At 62.5% G+C, this 14,542-nt stretch carries 14 protein-coding genes; 4 read left to right on the forward strand and 10 right to left on the reverse strand.

Translation table 11 applies throughout. The annotated features are described in order from the left end of the window. Positions 1 to 16: 16 nt before the first annotated feature. Entirely contained in the window at positions 17 to 370 is a 354-nt protein-coding gene (locus ABIE40_RS12655; RefSeq protein WP_199626920.1) for a DUF1428 domain-containing protein, read from the reverse strand. A gap of 90 nt (positions 371 to 460) precedes the next feature. Beyond that, positions 461 to 1,684, reverse strand: coding sequence for an MFS transporter (locus ABIE40_RS12660; protein WP_199626922.1), 1,224 nt, complete (start codon positions 1,682 to 1,684; stop codon positions 461 to 463). Positions 1,685 to 1,988: 304 nt separating this feature from the next. Here ABIE40_RS12660 and ABIE40_RS12665 point away from each other — a divergent pair, with 304 nt between their 5' ends. The 3 genes from ABIE40_RS12665 to ABIE40_RS12675 all read left to right on the forward strand — a co-directional run bounded on the left by ABIE40_RS12665 (position 1,989) and on the right by ABIE40_RS12675 (position 5,015). Then, on the forward strand, positions 1,989 to 2,987 hold the full coding sequence (locus tag ABIE40_RS12665) for an ABC transporter substrate-binding protein (RefSeq protein ID WP_112715639.1): 999 nt from the start codon (positions 1,989 to 1,991) through the stop codon (positions 2,985 to 2,987). 116 nt (positions 2,988 to 3,103) lie between these two features. Next, complete coding sequence (locus ABIE40_RS12670) at positions 3,104 to 3,991, forward strand: ABC transporter permease (RefSeq protein WP_199626924.1); 888 nt, start codon at positions 3,104 to 3,106, stop codon at positions 3,989 to 3,991. Further along, positions 3,984 to 5,015, forward strand: coding sequence for a quaternary amine ABC transporter ATP-binding protein (locus ABIE40_RS12675; RefSeq protein ID WP_199626925.1), 1,032 nt, complete (start codon positions 3,984 to 3,986; stop codon positions 5,013 to 5,015). The genes ABIE40_RS12670 and ABIE40_RS12675 overlap by 8 nt, the downstream gene beginning before the upstream one ends. 39 nt (positions 5,016 to 5,054) lie before the next feature. Here ABIE40_RS12675 and ABIE40_RS12680 read toward each other — a convergent pair whose 3' ends face one another. Further along, a complete protein-coding gene (locus ABIE40_RS12680; protein WP_199626927.1) occupies positions 5,055 to 5,453 on the reverse strand; it encodes a DUF427 domain-containing protein in 399 nt (132 codons plus the stop codon). A gap of 350 nt (positions 5,454 to 5,803) precedes the next feature. Next, positions 5,804 to 6,748, reverse strand: a complete 945-nt coding sequence (locus ABIE40_RS12685) for a phytanoyl-CoA dioxygenase family protein (protein WP_199626934.1) — start codon at positions 6,746 to 6,748, stop codon at positions 5,804 to 5,806. A gap of 132 nt (positions 6,749 to 6,880) precedes the next feature. Here ABIE40_RS12685 and ABIE40_RS12690 point away from each other — a divergent pair, with 132 nt between their 5' ends. Then, on the forward strand, positions 6,881 to 7,744 hold the full coding sequence (locus ABIE40_RS12690; RefSeq protein ID WP_199626936.1) for a helix-turn-helix domain-containing protein: 864 nt from the start codon (positions 6,881 to 6,883) through the stop codon (positions 7,742 to 7,744). On the opposite strand, the gene ABIE40_RS12695 is transcribed toward ABIE40_RS12690, so the two are convergent. The 6 genes from ABIE40_RS12695 to rpoD form a co-directional block, all read right to left on the reverse strand. Then, positions 7,741 to 8,625, reverse strand: a complete 885-nt coding sequence (locus ABIE40_RS12695) for a DMT family transporter (RefSeq protein ID WP_199626938.1) — start codon at positions 8,623 to 8,625, stop codon at positions 7,741 to 7,743. The two genes, ABIE40_RS12690 and ABIE40_RS12695, sit on opposite strands and share 4 nt — an antisense overlap. Positions 8,626 to 8,694: 69 nt before the next feature. Further along, complete coding sequence (locus tag ABIE40_RS12700) at positions 8,695 to 9,492, reverse strand: AraC family transcriptional regulator (protein ID WP_199626940.1); 798 nt, start codon at positions 9,490 to 9,492, stop codon at positions 8,695 to 8,697. A gap of 59 nt (positions 9,493 to 9,551) precedes the next feature. Then, entirely contained in the window at positions 9,552 to 9,713 is a 162-nt protein-coding gene (locus ABIE40_RS12705; RefSeq protein WP_199626942.1) for a hypothetical protein, read from the reverse strand. A gap of 74 nt (positions 9,714 to 9,787) precedes the next feature. Then, positions 9,788 to 11,023 (reverse strand): DUF930 domain-containing protein, encoded by a 1,236-nt coding sequence (locus ABIE40_RS12710; protein WP_199626944.1) that lies wholly within the window; start codon positions 11,021 to 11,023, stop codon positions 9,788 to 9,790. Positions 11,024 to 11,126: 103 nt separating this feature from the next. Beyond that, a complete protein-coding gene (locus ABIE40_RS12715) occupies positions 11,127 to 11,837 on the reverse strand; it encodes a DUF930 domain-containing protein (protein ID WP_199626946.1) in 711 nt (236 codons plus the stop codon). Between the two features lie 179 nt (positions 11,838 to 12,016). After that, positions 12,017 to 14,074, reverse strand: a complete 2,058-nt coding sequence (gene rpoD, locus ABIE40_RS12720) for an RNA polymerase sigma factor RpoD (RefSeq protein ID WP_112715661.1) — start codon at positions 14,072 to 14,074, stop codon at positions 12,017 to 12,019. Between the last annotated feature and the right edge of the window lie 468 nt (positions 14,075 to 14,542).

Genomic DNA, 14,542 nt, shown 5'->3' on the forward strand with positions numbered 1-14,542 from the left:
CCGATGTCAATGGCGTCTAGAGGCGCAGCAGCTCCTTGAAGCCGCCATAGATCATCCGCTTGCCGTCGAATGGCATCTGCCACTTGTCGCCTTCGAGCCTGGGATCGGCCATCACCTTCCTGTTGATCTCGTCGCGCACCTCGCGGGACGGATAGAGGATCCAGGAAAACACGGCGATCTCGTCTTCCTTGAGATGCACCGCCCGCGGAAAGGACGTCACCTCGCCATAGGGCACGTCGTCGCCGACGCATTCGACATATTCGAGGGCGCCGAACTCCTTCCAGATCGCTCCGGCATAGGCGGAGAATTCCTTGTAGGCCTCGAGCTTGTCCTTCGGCACGGGAACGATGAAGCCATCCACATAAGCCATGTCTCTTCCTCCTTATCGTCTGTCGATGGACATAGGACGAATGACGTCCCGTCAAACCGACAGACCGGAAAAAGAAAAAACGCGGAACGGCTATCCCTGCAGCGTCTTCACCTTGGCGAGATCGGGGAACAGACGCGTCCACAGGAGCACGACGGCAATCGTGCCGACGCCGCCGATGATCCCGGCCGCGACCGGCCCCATGAAGCCCGCCAGCATGCCGGATTCGAATTCGCCGAGCTGGTTGGACGTGCCGATGAACAGCGAGTTCACCGCATTGACGCGCCCGCGCATCTCGTCCGGCGTCAAGAGCTGGACGAGTGAGCTGCGCACCACCACGCTGACCGTATCGGAGGCGCCGACGACAAGCAGTGCCGCGACCGAGAGCGCGATATTGGTGGAGACCGCAAAGACAATCGTCGCGAGACCGAAGACCGCAACGGCACCGAACATCTTTTTGCCGACGTTGCTGGTCAGCGGCCGCCGCGCCAGCACGATCGACATCGCCAGCGCCCCGATCGCCGGTGCGGCGCGCAGCAGGCCGAGCCCCCAGGGGCCGGCATGCAGGATATCGCGCGCAAACATCGGCAGCAGCGCAGTGGCGCCGCCGAGCAGGACGGCGAAAAGATCGAGCGAGATCGTGCCGAGCATCACCGGCCGGCTCTTGATGAAGGAAACACCGGCAAAGACCGAGCTCAGCGTCACCGGCTCGCGCTTCGACGGCGTCCAGGTCATGCGGATCGAGATGACGTTGATGCTGGCGGCCGTGAACATCACCGCAGCGACGGCAAAGGGTGCAACCGGATGGGCGCCATAGAGCAGACCGCCCAGCGACGGGCCGATGATCAGCGCCGTCTGCATCATCGAGGTCGAGGTTGCCACAGCCCGCTGCAGCATCGAGGACGGCACGATATTAGGCAGCAGTGCCGCCATCGTCGGCCGCTCGAAGGCGACGGTCGCGCCCATGATCGTCACCGCAACGAGGATACCGGCGGGTGTCAGCCAGTCCTGCCAGACGGCGACGGCGAGCACCGCGGCCGTCGCAGCCTCGATCAGCTGGCAGATCAGGCCGATGCGCCGGCGGTCGAAACGGTCGGCGACATGGCCGACCACGAAGGTCAGGATGACCATCGGCAGGAACTGGCAGAAGCCGACGAGCGCCAGCGCAAAGGCGCTATGCGTCTTGTCGTAGATCATCCAGCCCATGGCGACCGCGGCACACTGGAACGAAAGCGACGAGAAGACCCGGGAGGCGGCGAAATTGAGGTAGCCGGGATGCTTGAGAACGCTATCCCGAGGAGCGTGAACTGTGTCCATTGGATACTTCCGGCCGGCGGAACCCACGGGCCATTGATAGGAATTTTATAAGCCCCTGTTCTGCCTCTATGAACCGGATGTCAACTGCGGCGAAAGTGCACCACCGTTTCGGGTCATACGGGACGATTGTTCCGATCGCGACAAGGCATTTAAGCAATCGTTGAAAGAATGCGTCAATGCGCCATATTCTGACGCAATCGGAATGGCGCTTGGACGCCCTATGCAGGCTCAATAGACCTGCTGGCGGACGCGGTGCTGCCAGCGCCCGGGTTCACGTCACACCGCGACCAGAGGGAACAAAAAAATGAAAGCACTTTTGGCTTCAACCGTCCTCGCTGCCGGCCTCATGGCTATGGGCGGCGCGGCTTCCGCTGCTGAATGCGGCAACGTCACCATTGCAAGCATGAACTGGCAGTCTGCCGAAGTTGCTGCAAATCTCGACAAGGTCATTCTCGAATCCGGTTACGGCTGCACCGCCGAAATCGTCACCGGCGACACCGTCCCGACCCTGACCTCCATGGCTGAAAAGGGCGAGCCGGACATCGCGCCGGAAGCCTGGGTCAGCCTGCAGCCCGAGCTCGTCAAGCGCGGTCTCGAAGGCGGCAAGGTCGTCGCCGCTGCCAAGATTCTCTCCGATGGCGCCATCCAGGGCTGGTGGATTCCCAAGTACATCGCCGACGCCCATCCTGATATCAAGACCATCCCTGACCTCTTCAAGCATCCCGAACTCTTCCCGGCTCCTGAGGACAAGAGCAAGGGCGCCGTCTTCAACGGCCCGCAGGGCTGGGGCGGCACCGTCGTTACCACGCAGCTCTTCAAGGCGAACGGCGGCGACAAGGCCAATTTCACGCTGGTCGATACCGGCTCTGCCGCAGGTCTCGATGGCTCGATCGCCAAGGCCTATGAAGGCAAGCAGCCGTGGGTCGGCTATTACTGGGCTCCGACCTCGCTTCTCGGCAAGTACGAGATGGTGAAGCTCGGCTTCGGCGTCGATTATGACGCCGCCGAATGGAAGCGCTGCACCTCGGTTGCCGACTGCGCCGATCCGAAGCCGAACGCCTGGCCGGCCGACGACGTCCAGACCCTCGTCAGCAAGACCTTTGCCGATCGCGCCGGTCCCGCCATGGACTACCTCAACAAGCGCGCCTGGACCAACGACACGGTCAACAAGCTGATCGCCTGGATGAGCGACAACCAGGCAACCGGTGAAGACGGTGCAAAGCACTTCCTCAAGGAGAACGAAGATCTCTGGACGAAGTGGGTCTCCCCTGACGTAGCCGAAAAGATCAAGGCTTCTCTCTGATCCCTCAAATCTCGCAAGCGGGCGGCGCCTTGACAGCAAGGCGCCGCCCGCCCGATGTTTTCAAGCGACGGCCATAACAAGAATGGGCCGCCGCTGCTTTTGCCATGGGGACCGACATGGATTGGCTTTGGAAATTTCCGACGATGAACGACGACATGCTGCGCGACCTGAAAAGGGCCGTGGATGAAGGCTTTCGCGGCTTTACCCGCGCCTATGGCGACGGCATCGAAACCCTCTTCAGCCCGTTGCAGAGCTTTCTGATCTGGGCCGAACGACTGCTGACCGGTGCGCCGTGGCCGGTGGTCATACTGGCCGTCGCCGGCATTGCTTGGCTCGCCAGCCGCAGCTGGAAGATCGTCATCGGCTGCGTCATCACCCTGCTCCTGATCGGCTGGTTCGACATGTGGCAGGATACGATGAAAACCGTGTCGATGATCTTCGTCTGTACGGTGCTCTCGATCGTCATCGGCATTCCGATCGGCATCGGCATGTCGCGCTCGAACCGCATGCAGGGCATCGTCAATCCGGTGCTCGACGTCATGCAGACCATGCCGAGCTTCGTCTACCTGATCCCGGTCGTCATGCTGCTCGGCATCGGCCGCGTGCCCGGCGTCATCGCCGTCGTCATCTACGCCCTGCCCCCGATGATCCGCCTCACCAATCTCGGCATCCGCATGGTCGACAAGGATGTGCTGGAAGCTGCCGACGCCTTCGGCTCCTCCAGCTGGCAGAAACTGCGCAACGTCCAGCTGCCGCTCGCGCTGCCGACCATCATGGCCGGCATCAACCAGACGATCATGATGGCGCTCGCCATGGTCGTCATCGCCTCGATGATCGGCGTCCAGGGCTTGGGACAGCCGGTGCTGAAGGCGATCGCCAACCAGTATTTCACCCTCGGCGTCTTCAACGGTCTCGCCATCGTCGGCATCGCCATCATCTTCGACCGCATCAGCCAGGCTTACGGTCTGCGCCTGCAGAAGCACCGGGAAATCGTGCATGGCTAGTCAATCGATCGAAATCCGCAGTCTCTACAAGATCTTCGGCCCCCGCGGCCGCGACTTCGTGGAAGCCGTCACCAAGGGCATGTCGAAGACCGAGCTCAACAAGGAGCACGGCCACGTCCTCGGCCTCAAGGACATCAACATCAGCATCCCCGGCGGCAGCATCACCGTCATCATGGGCCTCTCCGGCTCCGGCAAGTCGACGCTGATCCGCCATATCAACCGCCTGATCGACCCGACATCGGGCGAAGTGCTCTATGGCGGCACCGACGTCTGCAAGATGAATGAGGAAGAGCTGCGCGAATTCCGCCGCCACAAGACGGCGATGGTCTTCCAGAAGTTCGGCCTCTTGCCGCACCGCACGGTGCTGCAGAACACCGTCTACGGCCTGGAGATCCAGGGCGTGCCGAAATCCGAACGCGAGGCGCGCGCCGATATCTGGATCAAGCGGGTCGGTTTGGAGGGCTTCTCCAACCACTACCCGAACCAGCTTTCCGGCGGCATGCAGCAGCGCGTCGGCCTCGCCCGCGCGCTGACCAACGATGCGGATATCCTGCTGATGGACGAAGCCTATTCGGCGCTCGATCCGCTGATCCGCGTCGACATGCAGACCGTTCTTCTCGACCTGCAGAAGGAGCTGAAGAAGACCGTCGTCTTCATCACCCACGACCTCGACGAGGCGCTGCGCCTCGGCGACAAGATCGCCATCCTGCGCGACGGCGAGGTCATCCAGCAGGGCACTGCGGCCGATATCGTCCTCAACCCGGCAAACGACTATATCGAGGCCTTCGTCAGGGAAGTGAACCGCGGCCGCGTCATCCGCATCGATGCGCTGATGGAGCCGCTGAGCAATCCTGCCGGTGAATCCTCGGTCCGCATTCCCGGCAGCCACAATGTCGAGGAAGGCATGCGCGTGATGACGGAAAACAACGTGACGCAGGCAACCGTCACCGGCGAAAACGGCATGCCGGCCGGCCGCGTCTCGCTGGAAGGCCTGGTGCGCTGTCTGGTCCGCACCAACGACTAAATCAGGCGCGCGGTCCTCGCGGGCCGCGCGTTCTTCCTGTCAGAACTGGCCTGCTTCAGGCGCCTGCAATTCCTCGATGGAATCGACGCGGTCGGGATAGAAAGCCATGTGATCCCTGATTCCGGAAACCGCCGGATTGGGCGTCTCATAGGTCCAGATCGCGTTCTTCGACCGCTCTCCACCCGGCACGATGCTGTAATAGGACGCATCTCCCTTGTATGGGCAATGGGTGGAATGATCGGTGCGCGACAGCAGCGACATGTCGACGTCCTTGCGCGGAATATACTGTACCGGCGGATAGGACGCCTCCCGCAGCGTCAACGCATCATGCGTATCGGCAATCACCTTGCCGCCAAGCTTGACGACAACGCGCGCCGGATTGCGCTCGACGCTGATCGGATGATCGGGTCCGGGAATCTTGATGGGCTTGCCTGACATCGGGGATCTCCAATGGGTGTGACTGGAGAGATAGGGAGGATGTGTCGGATGCCCAAGGGGCGGATGCAGGATTAAACCGCCTTCGCTCTTTTCCCTCATCGATCGCGACAAACCGGCAATTGATAGACCGCACCCGGAGCCCCCTCACCCTACCCTCTCCCAGAGGGGAGAGGGGAAGCGAACGCTGCGGCTCCGGCATCCCTTCTCCCCAGCGGGGAGAAGATAGCCCAAGGGGCCGGATGAGGGGGCCGCAGGCACTACATCTCGGTCATTCCTGCTTCCGTCACGCAAAGAGGGGGCGCCTGAGAGGCGCCCCCTTCTGCATTAAGATCAGTGGCGCTCCCGCGCCATCAACTCCAGCGATCCAACCCGAGCAGCTTGCGGCCGAGCGGTGTCAGTTCCGCCGTGGTCGCATTGTGCTTTTCCCATTCGCGCGGGTCGCCCGGGAAGGCGTCGCGCTTCGGGCTGTCGAGTTCGCGCCAGAGGCGGATGCGCTCTTCGCGTTCTTCGGCATTGTCGAATTCCGCCGGATGCATGGAGATATACTGCGCCATGCGGACGCGGCTTTCGGAGTGGTTGGGGCGAACGCCGTGGGCGAGCAGCGAATTGAAGATCATCAGGTCGCCCGGCTCCATGCTGATATTCTCGGTCGAAAGACCGGTCATGTCAGGATGCATCGGATCGCGATCTTCAGGCTGCGTCTTCACCCAGTCGTCGTAATGCTCGAAGAGATAGGGAACGCACTGGAAGCCGCCGACATCGCCGTCCTGCTTCTTGAGGCTCAGCACCGCCTGCACGCCGATCGGCAGCGGGTCGATCGAGGTATCGACGTCCCAGTGGATGAAGCCGTTCGGATTGCCCTTGACCTTCTTCGGCGGGTTCAGGTTGGCGCGGTCGATCGTCACCCACAGGTCTTCGCGGTCCCAGATATCGACGAACACGTCATAGACGCGCTTTTCCATCCGGTTGTCCCACAACGCCTGGTGATTGTAGATCTCCAGCATGCCGGTGTTGTTGAGTTCCGTCATCTTGTGTTCGCGGCGCTGCGGCGCGTACCAGGTGGAAGGATCGTTCGGGTCCTTCTCGTCAAAACGCCAGAGCACCTCCACAAGCCGCTCGACATTCTCCGCAGGCACCGCCTGACGGACAATGACGTAACCCTTCTTGGTCCAATGCTGCCAGTCCTCCTCCGAGAGAACGCGAAGCGGAAGCTTCTTCTTGATATCCTTGAGCTGCGTGGTGCTCGACGAAGTGGTCGGATGCGCGTCGCGCTTGATGGCTGCTGCCTGCTGCATGTGTCTCTCCCATTGCGCTAATCCCTGTACTGTCAGGCGATGAGAGGAGTGTAGCCGCAAGCGCGCGGCGATGTTGCCCGCATTTGGCGCCTTGTGATATTATTCTGGCGTCTTCAATCAGTATGGCGCCCGATGAGAGCATTTCTCGAAGTCCTGCCCCGGCAATCCGATACCAGTTGGCCGATGCTCAACCGGCGGCTCGACGATGCCATTCCCTTCGAATGGCATCACCATCCGGAATTCGAGCTGACGCTGACGCTGAACTCGGCCGGGCAGCGCTTCATCGGCGATCACACCGGCGAATATGAGGATGGCGACCTCGTGCTGGTCGGCCCCAACCTGCCCCATACCTGGGCCTCGCGCGAAAAACTCGACCCCGGCAAGCCACATCGCGCCTTGGTTCTGTGGTTCCATCCCGAATGGATGCGGCAGATGACGGCGGGCGCAGTCGAGCTCAGGCCGATCGAGCAGCTGATGGCCCGCGGCCAGAACGGATTGCAGTTCTCCCGCCAGACCGGAGAAGCCGTCCGCGCCGAATTCGAGACGATCTTCGACCGTGAACCGGCCGAGCGCCTGCTGTCGCTGCTCGCCATCCTCGGCCAGGTCGCCGCCGACCGCCAGGCCGTGCCGCTCGCCAGCGCGCCCGGCCATCAGCCGGCGCTGCAGGAAAGCCGCGAGCGCATCGACCGCGTGCTCACCCATCTGCATGTCCACTATGCCGGGCCGGTGACGCTGGAGGAGCTCGCCGATATCGCGGCGCTCAGCGTCTCCGGCCTGCACCGCATGTTCCGGCGCCACACCGGCACGACGGTCAGCGACTATCTGATCCGCATGCGGATCGGCGATGCCTGCGCCCGCCTCTCCTCGACGAACCAGCCCATCGCCCATATCGCCGATGCCGTGGGATATGTCTCGCTTGCCAATTTCAATCGCCAGTTCCGCGCCGAAAAAGGCATGACGCCGCGCGACTACCGCGCCCATTTCCGCAAGGGCTAGGCCGGGCGCCTGTGCCTGCCATTCAGGGCAAGCCCCAATACCGCCGCCAGCACGCAGCCGATGCCCGCGATCTGATGCAGCCCGACCGGCTCACCAAGCAGCAGGAAGGCGAAGATCACCGCCGAGACCGGCGCGATCGCCGTAAACAGCGAGGCCTCCGCCCCGCTCACCCTCTCCGCTCCCGCATACCAGAGCATGAAACCGGCAACCGTCGGCACCAGCGCGTAATAGACGACGGAGAGCAATGCCGCCGAGGACGCGGCCGGGAACGCATGGCTTTCGAAGACCGCCGGAATGGCAGCCGCACAGAAGCCGATCGCCGTCATCAGCGTCGATTGCACCAGCGGCGCGATCTCCGTTCTCAGCCGCTTGTTGAGCAGGATGAACAGCCCCTCGCAGAGCACCGCACCGAAGATGACGATATCACCGCGCAGAGACCCGTCGCCCGCCCCCGGCGCCAGCACGATCGAGAAGACGCCCGCCGCCGCAAGCCCGATCGCGAGCAGCAGGAAACGGTCCGGCCGCTCGCGCAGCAGCAGGATCGAGATCCCAGCCGAAACCACCGGCAGCGTACCGATGATCACCCCTGCATTGGCAGCCGACGTCATCGACAGGCCCGAGATCAGCAGCGTCGTATAACCAACGCTTCCAGCCGCCGCCTGAATGACAAGAATGATCCAGTCATGCCGAGAAAGCTTCGGCAGCCGGGCGCCGGTCAACCGCATCAGCAGCATGAAGCACGGAAAGGCCACGGCAAACCGCAGCGCCGTTGCCGTGAATGGCGGCAGTCCCGCCGAGATCAGCTTGCTGGCGATGACAGTGCTGCCCACCGTCGTCATTGCCAGCGTCAGATAGATGTAGCCCTGTTGTTTCCGTGTCATGAGAACTCCCCTGGATCGGGAGCGAGATGACGCCAAAGGGTCGCTGCGGTCTTGAAGGAAATTGCAGGCTCAGGAGCGGCCGCGGGCATAGACGCCGGGCGCCAGGCCATAACGCGCCGTGAATGCCCGGGTCATGTGGCTCTGGTCGGCAAAGCCGCTGGCGGCAGCAACCTCGGCAAGCGGCATCCTCGCGCCGATCAGCCGCCGCGCCAGATGTACCCGCGCCTGCACCAGATAGGCATGCGGCGTCAGCCCCGTCGCCCTGCTGAAGGCGCGAACGAGCTGGAAGCGGCTGAGGCCGCTTTCGCGCGCCATCCGGGCAAGCGAGATATCCCCGGAGGGATCGTCATCGATGAGATCGCGGGCACGCGCTACCGAGGACGGAAGTGACTGATCGGCCTCCACCTCGCTACCCTCGCGCAAAATATCCGACGTCAGGCCGAGCAGCAGCTCCTCCGAGCGCATCTCGTCCGCTTCGCCGGTGACAGCCGCAAACAGCGCCTGAAAGCGCCGGGCGATCGCGCCGTCGCGCATGACGGGCTGCGGGATCTCGAAACGCATCGAAGAGCCCTCGGCCGCCTCGGCAGCCAGGCTCAGAAACATGTCAGGATCGAAATAGAGGATGCGCCAGGCGCGCGCATCGCCGACGGGCATGCCGTCATGCACCTCGTTCGGATTGACGGTGATGACATCGCCCGCTTCAGCCTCGACCATGCCGCGGCCGCTGAGCGATTTCTGCGCGCCGCGATGGATCAGCCCGATGCCGAACTGCTCGTGCGTATGGCGGGAGAAGCTCCGGCCCGTCGCAGCCTCGACGGCCTCGACACCGGATACCGCCGAGCGGTGCATCCTGAAACCGCCATCCATGCCACACTCCTCTCAAACGGAAGAGTGCCAGCCCGCGGGCTGCAGCGCAAGATTGCCGATCAGTGGACCGTCTGCGGTCCGAATTCTTCGGAGAGGATCAGCAGCGCGTCTTCAAGGGCTGCGACCAGGATATCGGTCAGTTCGTCCGACTTGTTTTCGAGGAAACGGAGGGCGACGGCCTCATCCTGGGTTTCGAGGTAGTGCTCGATATCGTTCGACATGTCATCGTCCTTTCATTCACCGCAACATCGGCGATGGAGGAAGAATAGGAGGGCTGTCTTGCGCAGGGCTGACCCTATTCCGGGAAGCGCCTGCTGCGCCACTGGCTGCGCGGCACCGCACTGCCGACATCGAGCGCGAAGGAAACGATTGCCGTCGCGTCCTCGTTGACCTCGCAGCGGAACTGCACGTCGTACCAGGTCTCGGCGGTCCGGAAGGCGCCGCGCTTGACGTCGAGCACCGTGCCCTTGGCGAGCCCATACATCGGCACGATCACCGGCCGGTAGGCGGGCGATCCATGCACCAGCTGCTCACGAAGCTCGGTGCTGCAGAGCTGTGCCGCACGCCGTCCGCGGGGAATGCCGAGCATCGCCGTCCGCGCCACGGGGTCATCGCTCTCGTCAGGCGAAAACAGCGTCTTCGCCTCGGCAAGCTCATCCTTCTTCGGCGCATCCGGCTTGTCCGGCTCGGTCGGTTTCTGCTCGACCGGCTTTGCCTGCTCGATGCTGGTCACGGCCTCGCCGGCAGCATCGACGGCAGGCGCATTATTCTGCGAATGCGCGTCGGCGATATCCACCTGCGGCAGATCGATATCGTCAGGCACGGGCTTGGCCGGCGGCTCCTTCGGCGCATCCGGCTTGTCGCCGGCATCGGCTGCGGGCTTCGGCTCGCCGGTCTCGTCCTTGTGGTCGGGCGCGCTGGTCGCCGGTTTCACTTCGCCTGTGGACGAATTGCCAGCGTCGGATTTCTTCGGACCACTATCCTTGTCGCCGAACTGGAACACGGGTTTCAGAACCGGCATCGGCGCACCCTGCCCCTGCTTGCCATCGGCCTGCTTGTTCTCTGCTTGCTGCTCGGCTTTCGGCTGCTCGGCTTTCTTCTCTTCCGGCGGAGGCGGAGGCGGTGGTGGCGGCGGAGGTGGTGGCTTCTGCTTTGCCTGTTCCTCCGGCTTCTTTTCCTCGGGTTTCGGCTCTTCCGCCTTCTTCTCTTCAGCCTTCTTTTCTTCAGGGGGCGGCGGAGGCGGCTCTGCCTTTGCCTTCTCCTCGGGCTTTTTCTCCTCCGGCGGCGGCGGTGGAGGCGGCTCCTCCTTCTTCGCCTGCTCTTCCGACTTCTTCTCTTCCGGCTTCGGCTCTTCCTTCTTTTCCTCCGGCGGCGGCACGAGATCGACCTGTACGGCCTCCTCCTTCTCCGGCTCCGTCTGCGGCAGCGGCATCTTGAACAACAGGACGGCCGCGACCAGGGCATGCAGCGCGATCGACGCCGCCACACCTGAACTGATCCCTGCCAAACGCTTGTTCGTTAGCTTCTGCATGCCACCATTAAACCACGTGATGCCGATGTGGCGTCAAAAGCAGGCAGCATCAAGCCGCAAAAGGAAAAGGGGCACGATTTCCCGGCAATTTGCCGTGAAGAGCTCAGTCCGCCGCCCCGTCATCGGCAACCAGATTGTGCTCCCGCCACAAATCCTTCGGAATGGCATCGCCGATCGCGAAGGCAAAGGAGCGCACCGCTCCCGAGCCCTCGTCGACCTCGCAGCTGAAGCGGATCGTGTACCAGAGGCGCTTGCTGCGAAATGCGCCGCCTTTCACCTCGATGCTCCCGCCCCTGATCCGCTCCGGCGCCATCGCATAGGGCACGATCGCGTCCGGATTGCTGCTGGGCCGCGTCCTGCGAACCTGCTCCATCGCCTCGAGACCGCAGAGCTGCAGATTGCGCTCGTCACCGGAGAGCTGCCGCAATGCCGCCCGCGCCTTCTTGCTGCGGGGATCGCTGAGCACGCCACCAGAGAAAAGCTGCCGTGCCGAAACCAGCGCACCCGGGGCCGGAGCCGGTTTGATCACCGGTGGCACCAGCACCCTGCCCGGCTGATCCGCAGCAGGAGGCGCAAGTGGCACGGCGGGCGCTTGCTGCGGCTGCGGCCTGATGTCTGCAGGCGGTGCTGCGGGCTCGGCTTGAGTAGCAGCAGGCACGATTTCCACGCTGACGCTGTCTTCAGGCGGCGTACGAAAAGTCCGCGGTTTCGGCAGATAGATCAGAAGCAGGGCAAGACAGGCGGCATGCAGCGCAAGCGACGCTGGCCCACCCCAGCCGACCCTCTCCTCGAACGAGCGCGCCGCGACAGCCATCAGACTGGGCGATAGTGGAAGCAGGAGGCATTCATCATGCTGCGGCCCGTTGCTCGTGAAACTGCGCCCATCCTCAATTCGATTATGGCGGGACGGAGGCAGCAAGCGTGCCGGTTGTATCCCGCCAAAAGAAAAGCCCGGCGCTGAGGCCGGGCTTTCGATGTCGTCGTGTCGCTCGCTTAGCTGTCGAGGAACGAGCGCAGCTTGCGCGAGCGGCTCGGATGCTTCAGCTTGCGCAGCGCCTTCGCTTCGATCTGGCGGATACGTTCGCGGGTAACCGAGAACTGCTGGCCGACTTCTTCGAGCGTGTGGTCGGTGTTCATGCCGATGCCGAAGCGCATGCGCAGGACGCGCTCTTCGCGCGGCGTCAGCGATGCCAGAACGCGGGTCGTCGTTTCGCGCAGGTTCGCCTGGATGGCAGCGTCGATCGGCAGAAGCGCGTTCTTGTCCTCGATGAAATCGCCGAGATGCGAATCTTCTTCGTCACCGACAGGCGTTTCAAGCGAGATCGGTTCCTTGGCGATCTTCAGGACCTTGCGGACCTTTTCGAGCGGCATGGCGAGCTTTTCGGCCAGTTCTTCCGGCGTCGGCTCGCGGCCGATCTCGTGCAACATCTGGCGCGAGGTACGGACGATCTTGTTGATCGTTTCGATCATGTGCACCGGAATACGGATCGTGCGGGCCTGGTCGGCGATCGAGCGGGTGATCGCCTGACGAATCCACCACGTCGCATAGGTCGAGAACTTGTAACCGCGGCGATACTCGAACTTGTCGACCGCCTTCATCAGGCCGATATTGCCTTCCTGAATGAGGTCGAGGAACTGCAGACCGCGGTTCGTGTACTTCTTGGCGATGGAGATGACGAGGCGAAGGTTCGCTTCGACCATTTCCTTCTTGGCGATGCGTGCTTCGCGCTCGCCCTTCTGCACCATGTGCACGATGCGGCGAAATTCCGAGATCGAGATGCCGGTTTCCGTCGCGAGATTCTGGATCTCCTGGCGGATGTCGCGGATCGTCGTGTTTTCGCCCTTGGCGAATTCCTTCCAGCCGCGGGCGGCCAGATTGGCGATCGACTTCATCCAGTTCGGGTCGAGCTCGGCGCCCTGGTACTGTTCCAGGAAGCTGTCGCGCTTGACGCCGTAGGATTCGGCCAGACGCAGCAGGCGGCCTTCGTTCTGCACGAGGCGCTTGTTGATGTCGTAAAGCTGCTCGACCAGAGCCTCGATGCGGTTCTGGTTCAGCGACAGCGACTTGACGGCCTTGATCAGCTCGTCCTTCAGCTCCTTGTAGCGGCGCTCCTGGGCGGACGACAGCGTGCCGGTCGCGGCAAGGCGCTGCTCGACCTGCTGGTCCTGCAGCTTGCGCAGCTTCTTGTAGGTCTCGGCGATCAGGTCGAGAGTTTCCATGACCTGCGGGCGCAGCTCGGCTTCCATCGCGGCGAGCGAGAGGTTGGACTCGTCTTCGTCCTCTTCCTCTTCCTCGATCGGCATGCCTTCGCCGCCGACATCGGTGATGTCGTCGTCACCCGAACGGGCGCGGCGGGTCTTTTCCTTCTCTTCAGCCGCCTTGCGGTCGGCTTCGATCTTCTCGGGGCTCTGGAACTGCGGAGCAGCCTTGGCTTCCGGACCGGAATAGGTGGTTTCGAGATCGATGATCTCGCGCAGCAGCGTCGTGCCTTCGTTCAGTTCGTCGCGCCAGATGATGATGGCCTGGAAGGTCAGCGGGCTCTCGCAGAGACCGGCGATCATCGTTTCGCGGCCAGCCTCGATGCGCTTTGCAATGGCGATTTCGCCTTCGCGCGACAGAAGCTCGACGGAACCCATTTCGCGCAGATACATGCGCACCGGATCGTCGGTACGATCCGTCGGTTCCTTCTTCTTCGTGGTCGCAAGCGCAGTGCCGCTCGAAGGCGCGAGTTCGCCGCCTTCGTTGTCGTCGTCGCTGCCGCTGTCGTCGTCGTCGCTGCCGGCGCCGCCCTGGGCTTCCTCAGCTTCTTCGTCCTCGATCACGTTGATGCCCATGTCGGACAGCATCGCCATCGTGTCTTCGATCTGTTCGGACGTCACTTCTTCGGACGGAAGAACGGCATTGAGCTCGTCCATCGTCACATAGCCGCGCTTCTTCGCGGCCTTGATCATCTTCTTGACCGCGTCATCGGAAAGATCGAGAAGAGGGCCGTCGGTTGCGCCGTCGCGTTCGACTTCCGCTTCTTCGTTCTCTTTGACCTTCGTTGCCATTTATGTCGTCGCCTTCCTGACGCTATCCAAACTCGCTGGTGCGAAGCCGCTTCGAAACGCGCGCATCAACGCTCGCTTCGAATCAATTTCACCCACCTAACGGGATGACCTTTAAAGCCTGATTAACCACGATTGCCGGCGCCGGATGACAGAGCTTCAATGCTTCGAAATTTCCGGCCATGGTTAGTGCGATCCGCCTTGACCCAAGTTCACCGCTTCAAGTCGAACGGTGATTCCCACAATTTTTGATCTCGTCAAGCTTTTCCACAAAAAAAGCCGCCGAAAACACGGAAAATGCCTTATCCACAGGCAGAGGAACCGCTCAAGCGATTGCCAGCCTTAGATAGGATGTCACCGGTGAAAGACAAGAGCGCAAAGCTCATGCGCCCTCATATCCGAGTCATCTGCGGTTTTATAGTGGCCTGAAGAGCATCTCGTCCAGGCTGCCGCAGTATAGATCGTTACCGC

The organism is Rhizobium sp. OAE497 (assembly GCF_040546565.1).
Lineage (GTDB): Bacteria > Pseudomonadota > Alphaproteobacteria > Rhizobiales > Rhizobiaceae > Rhizobium.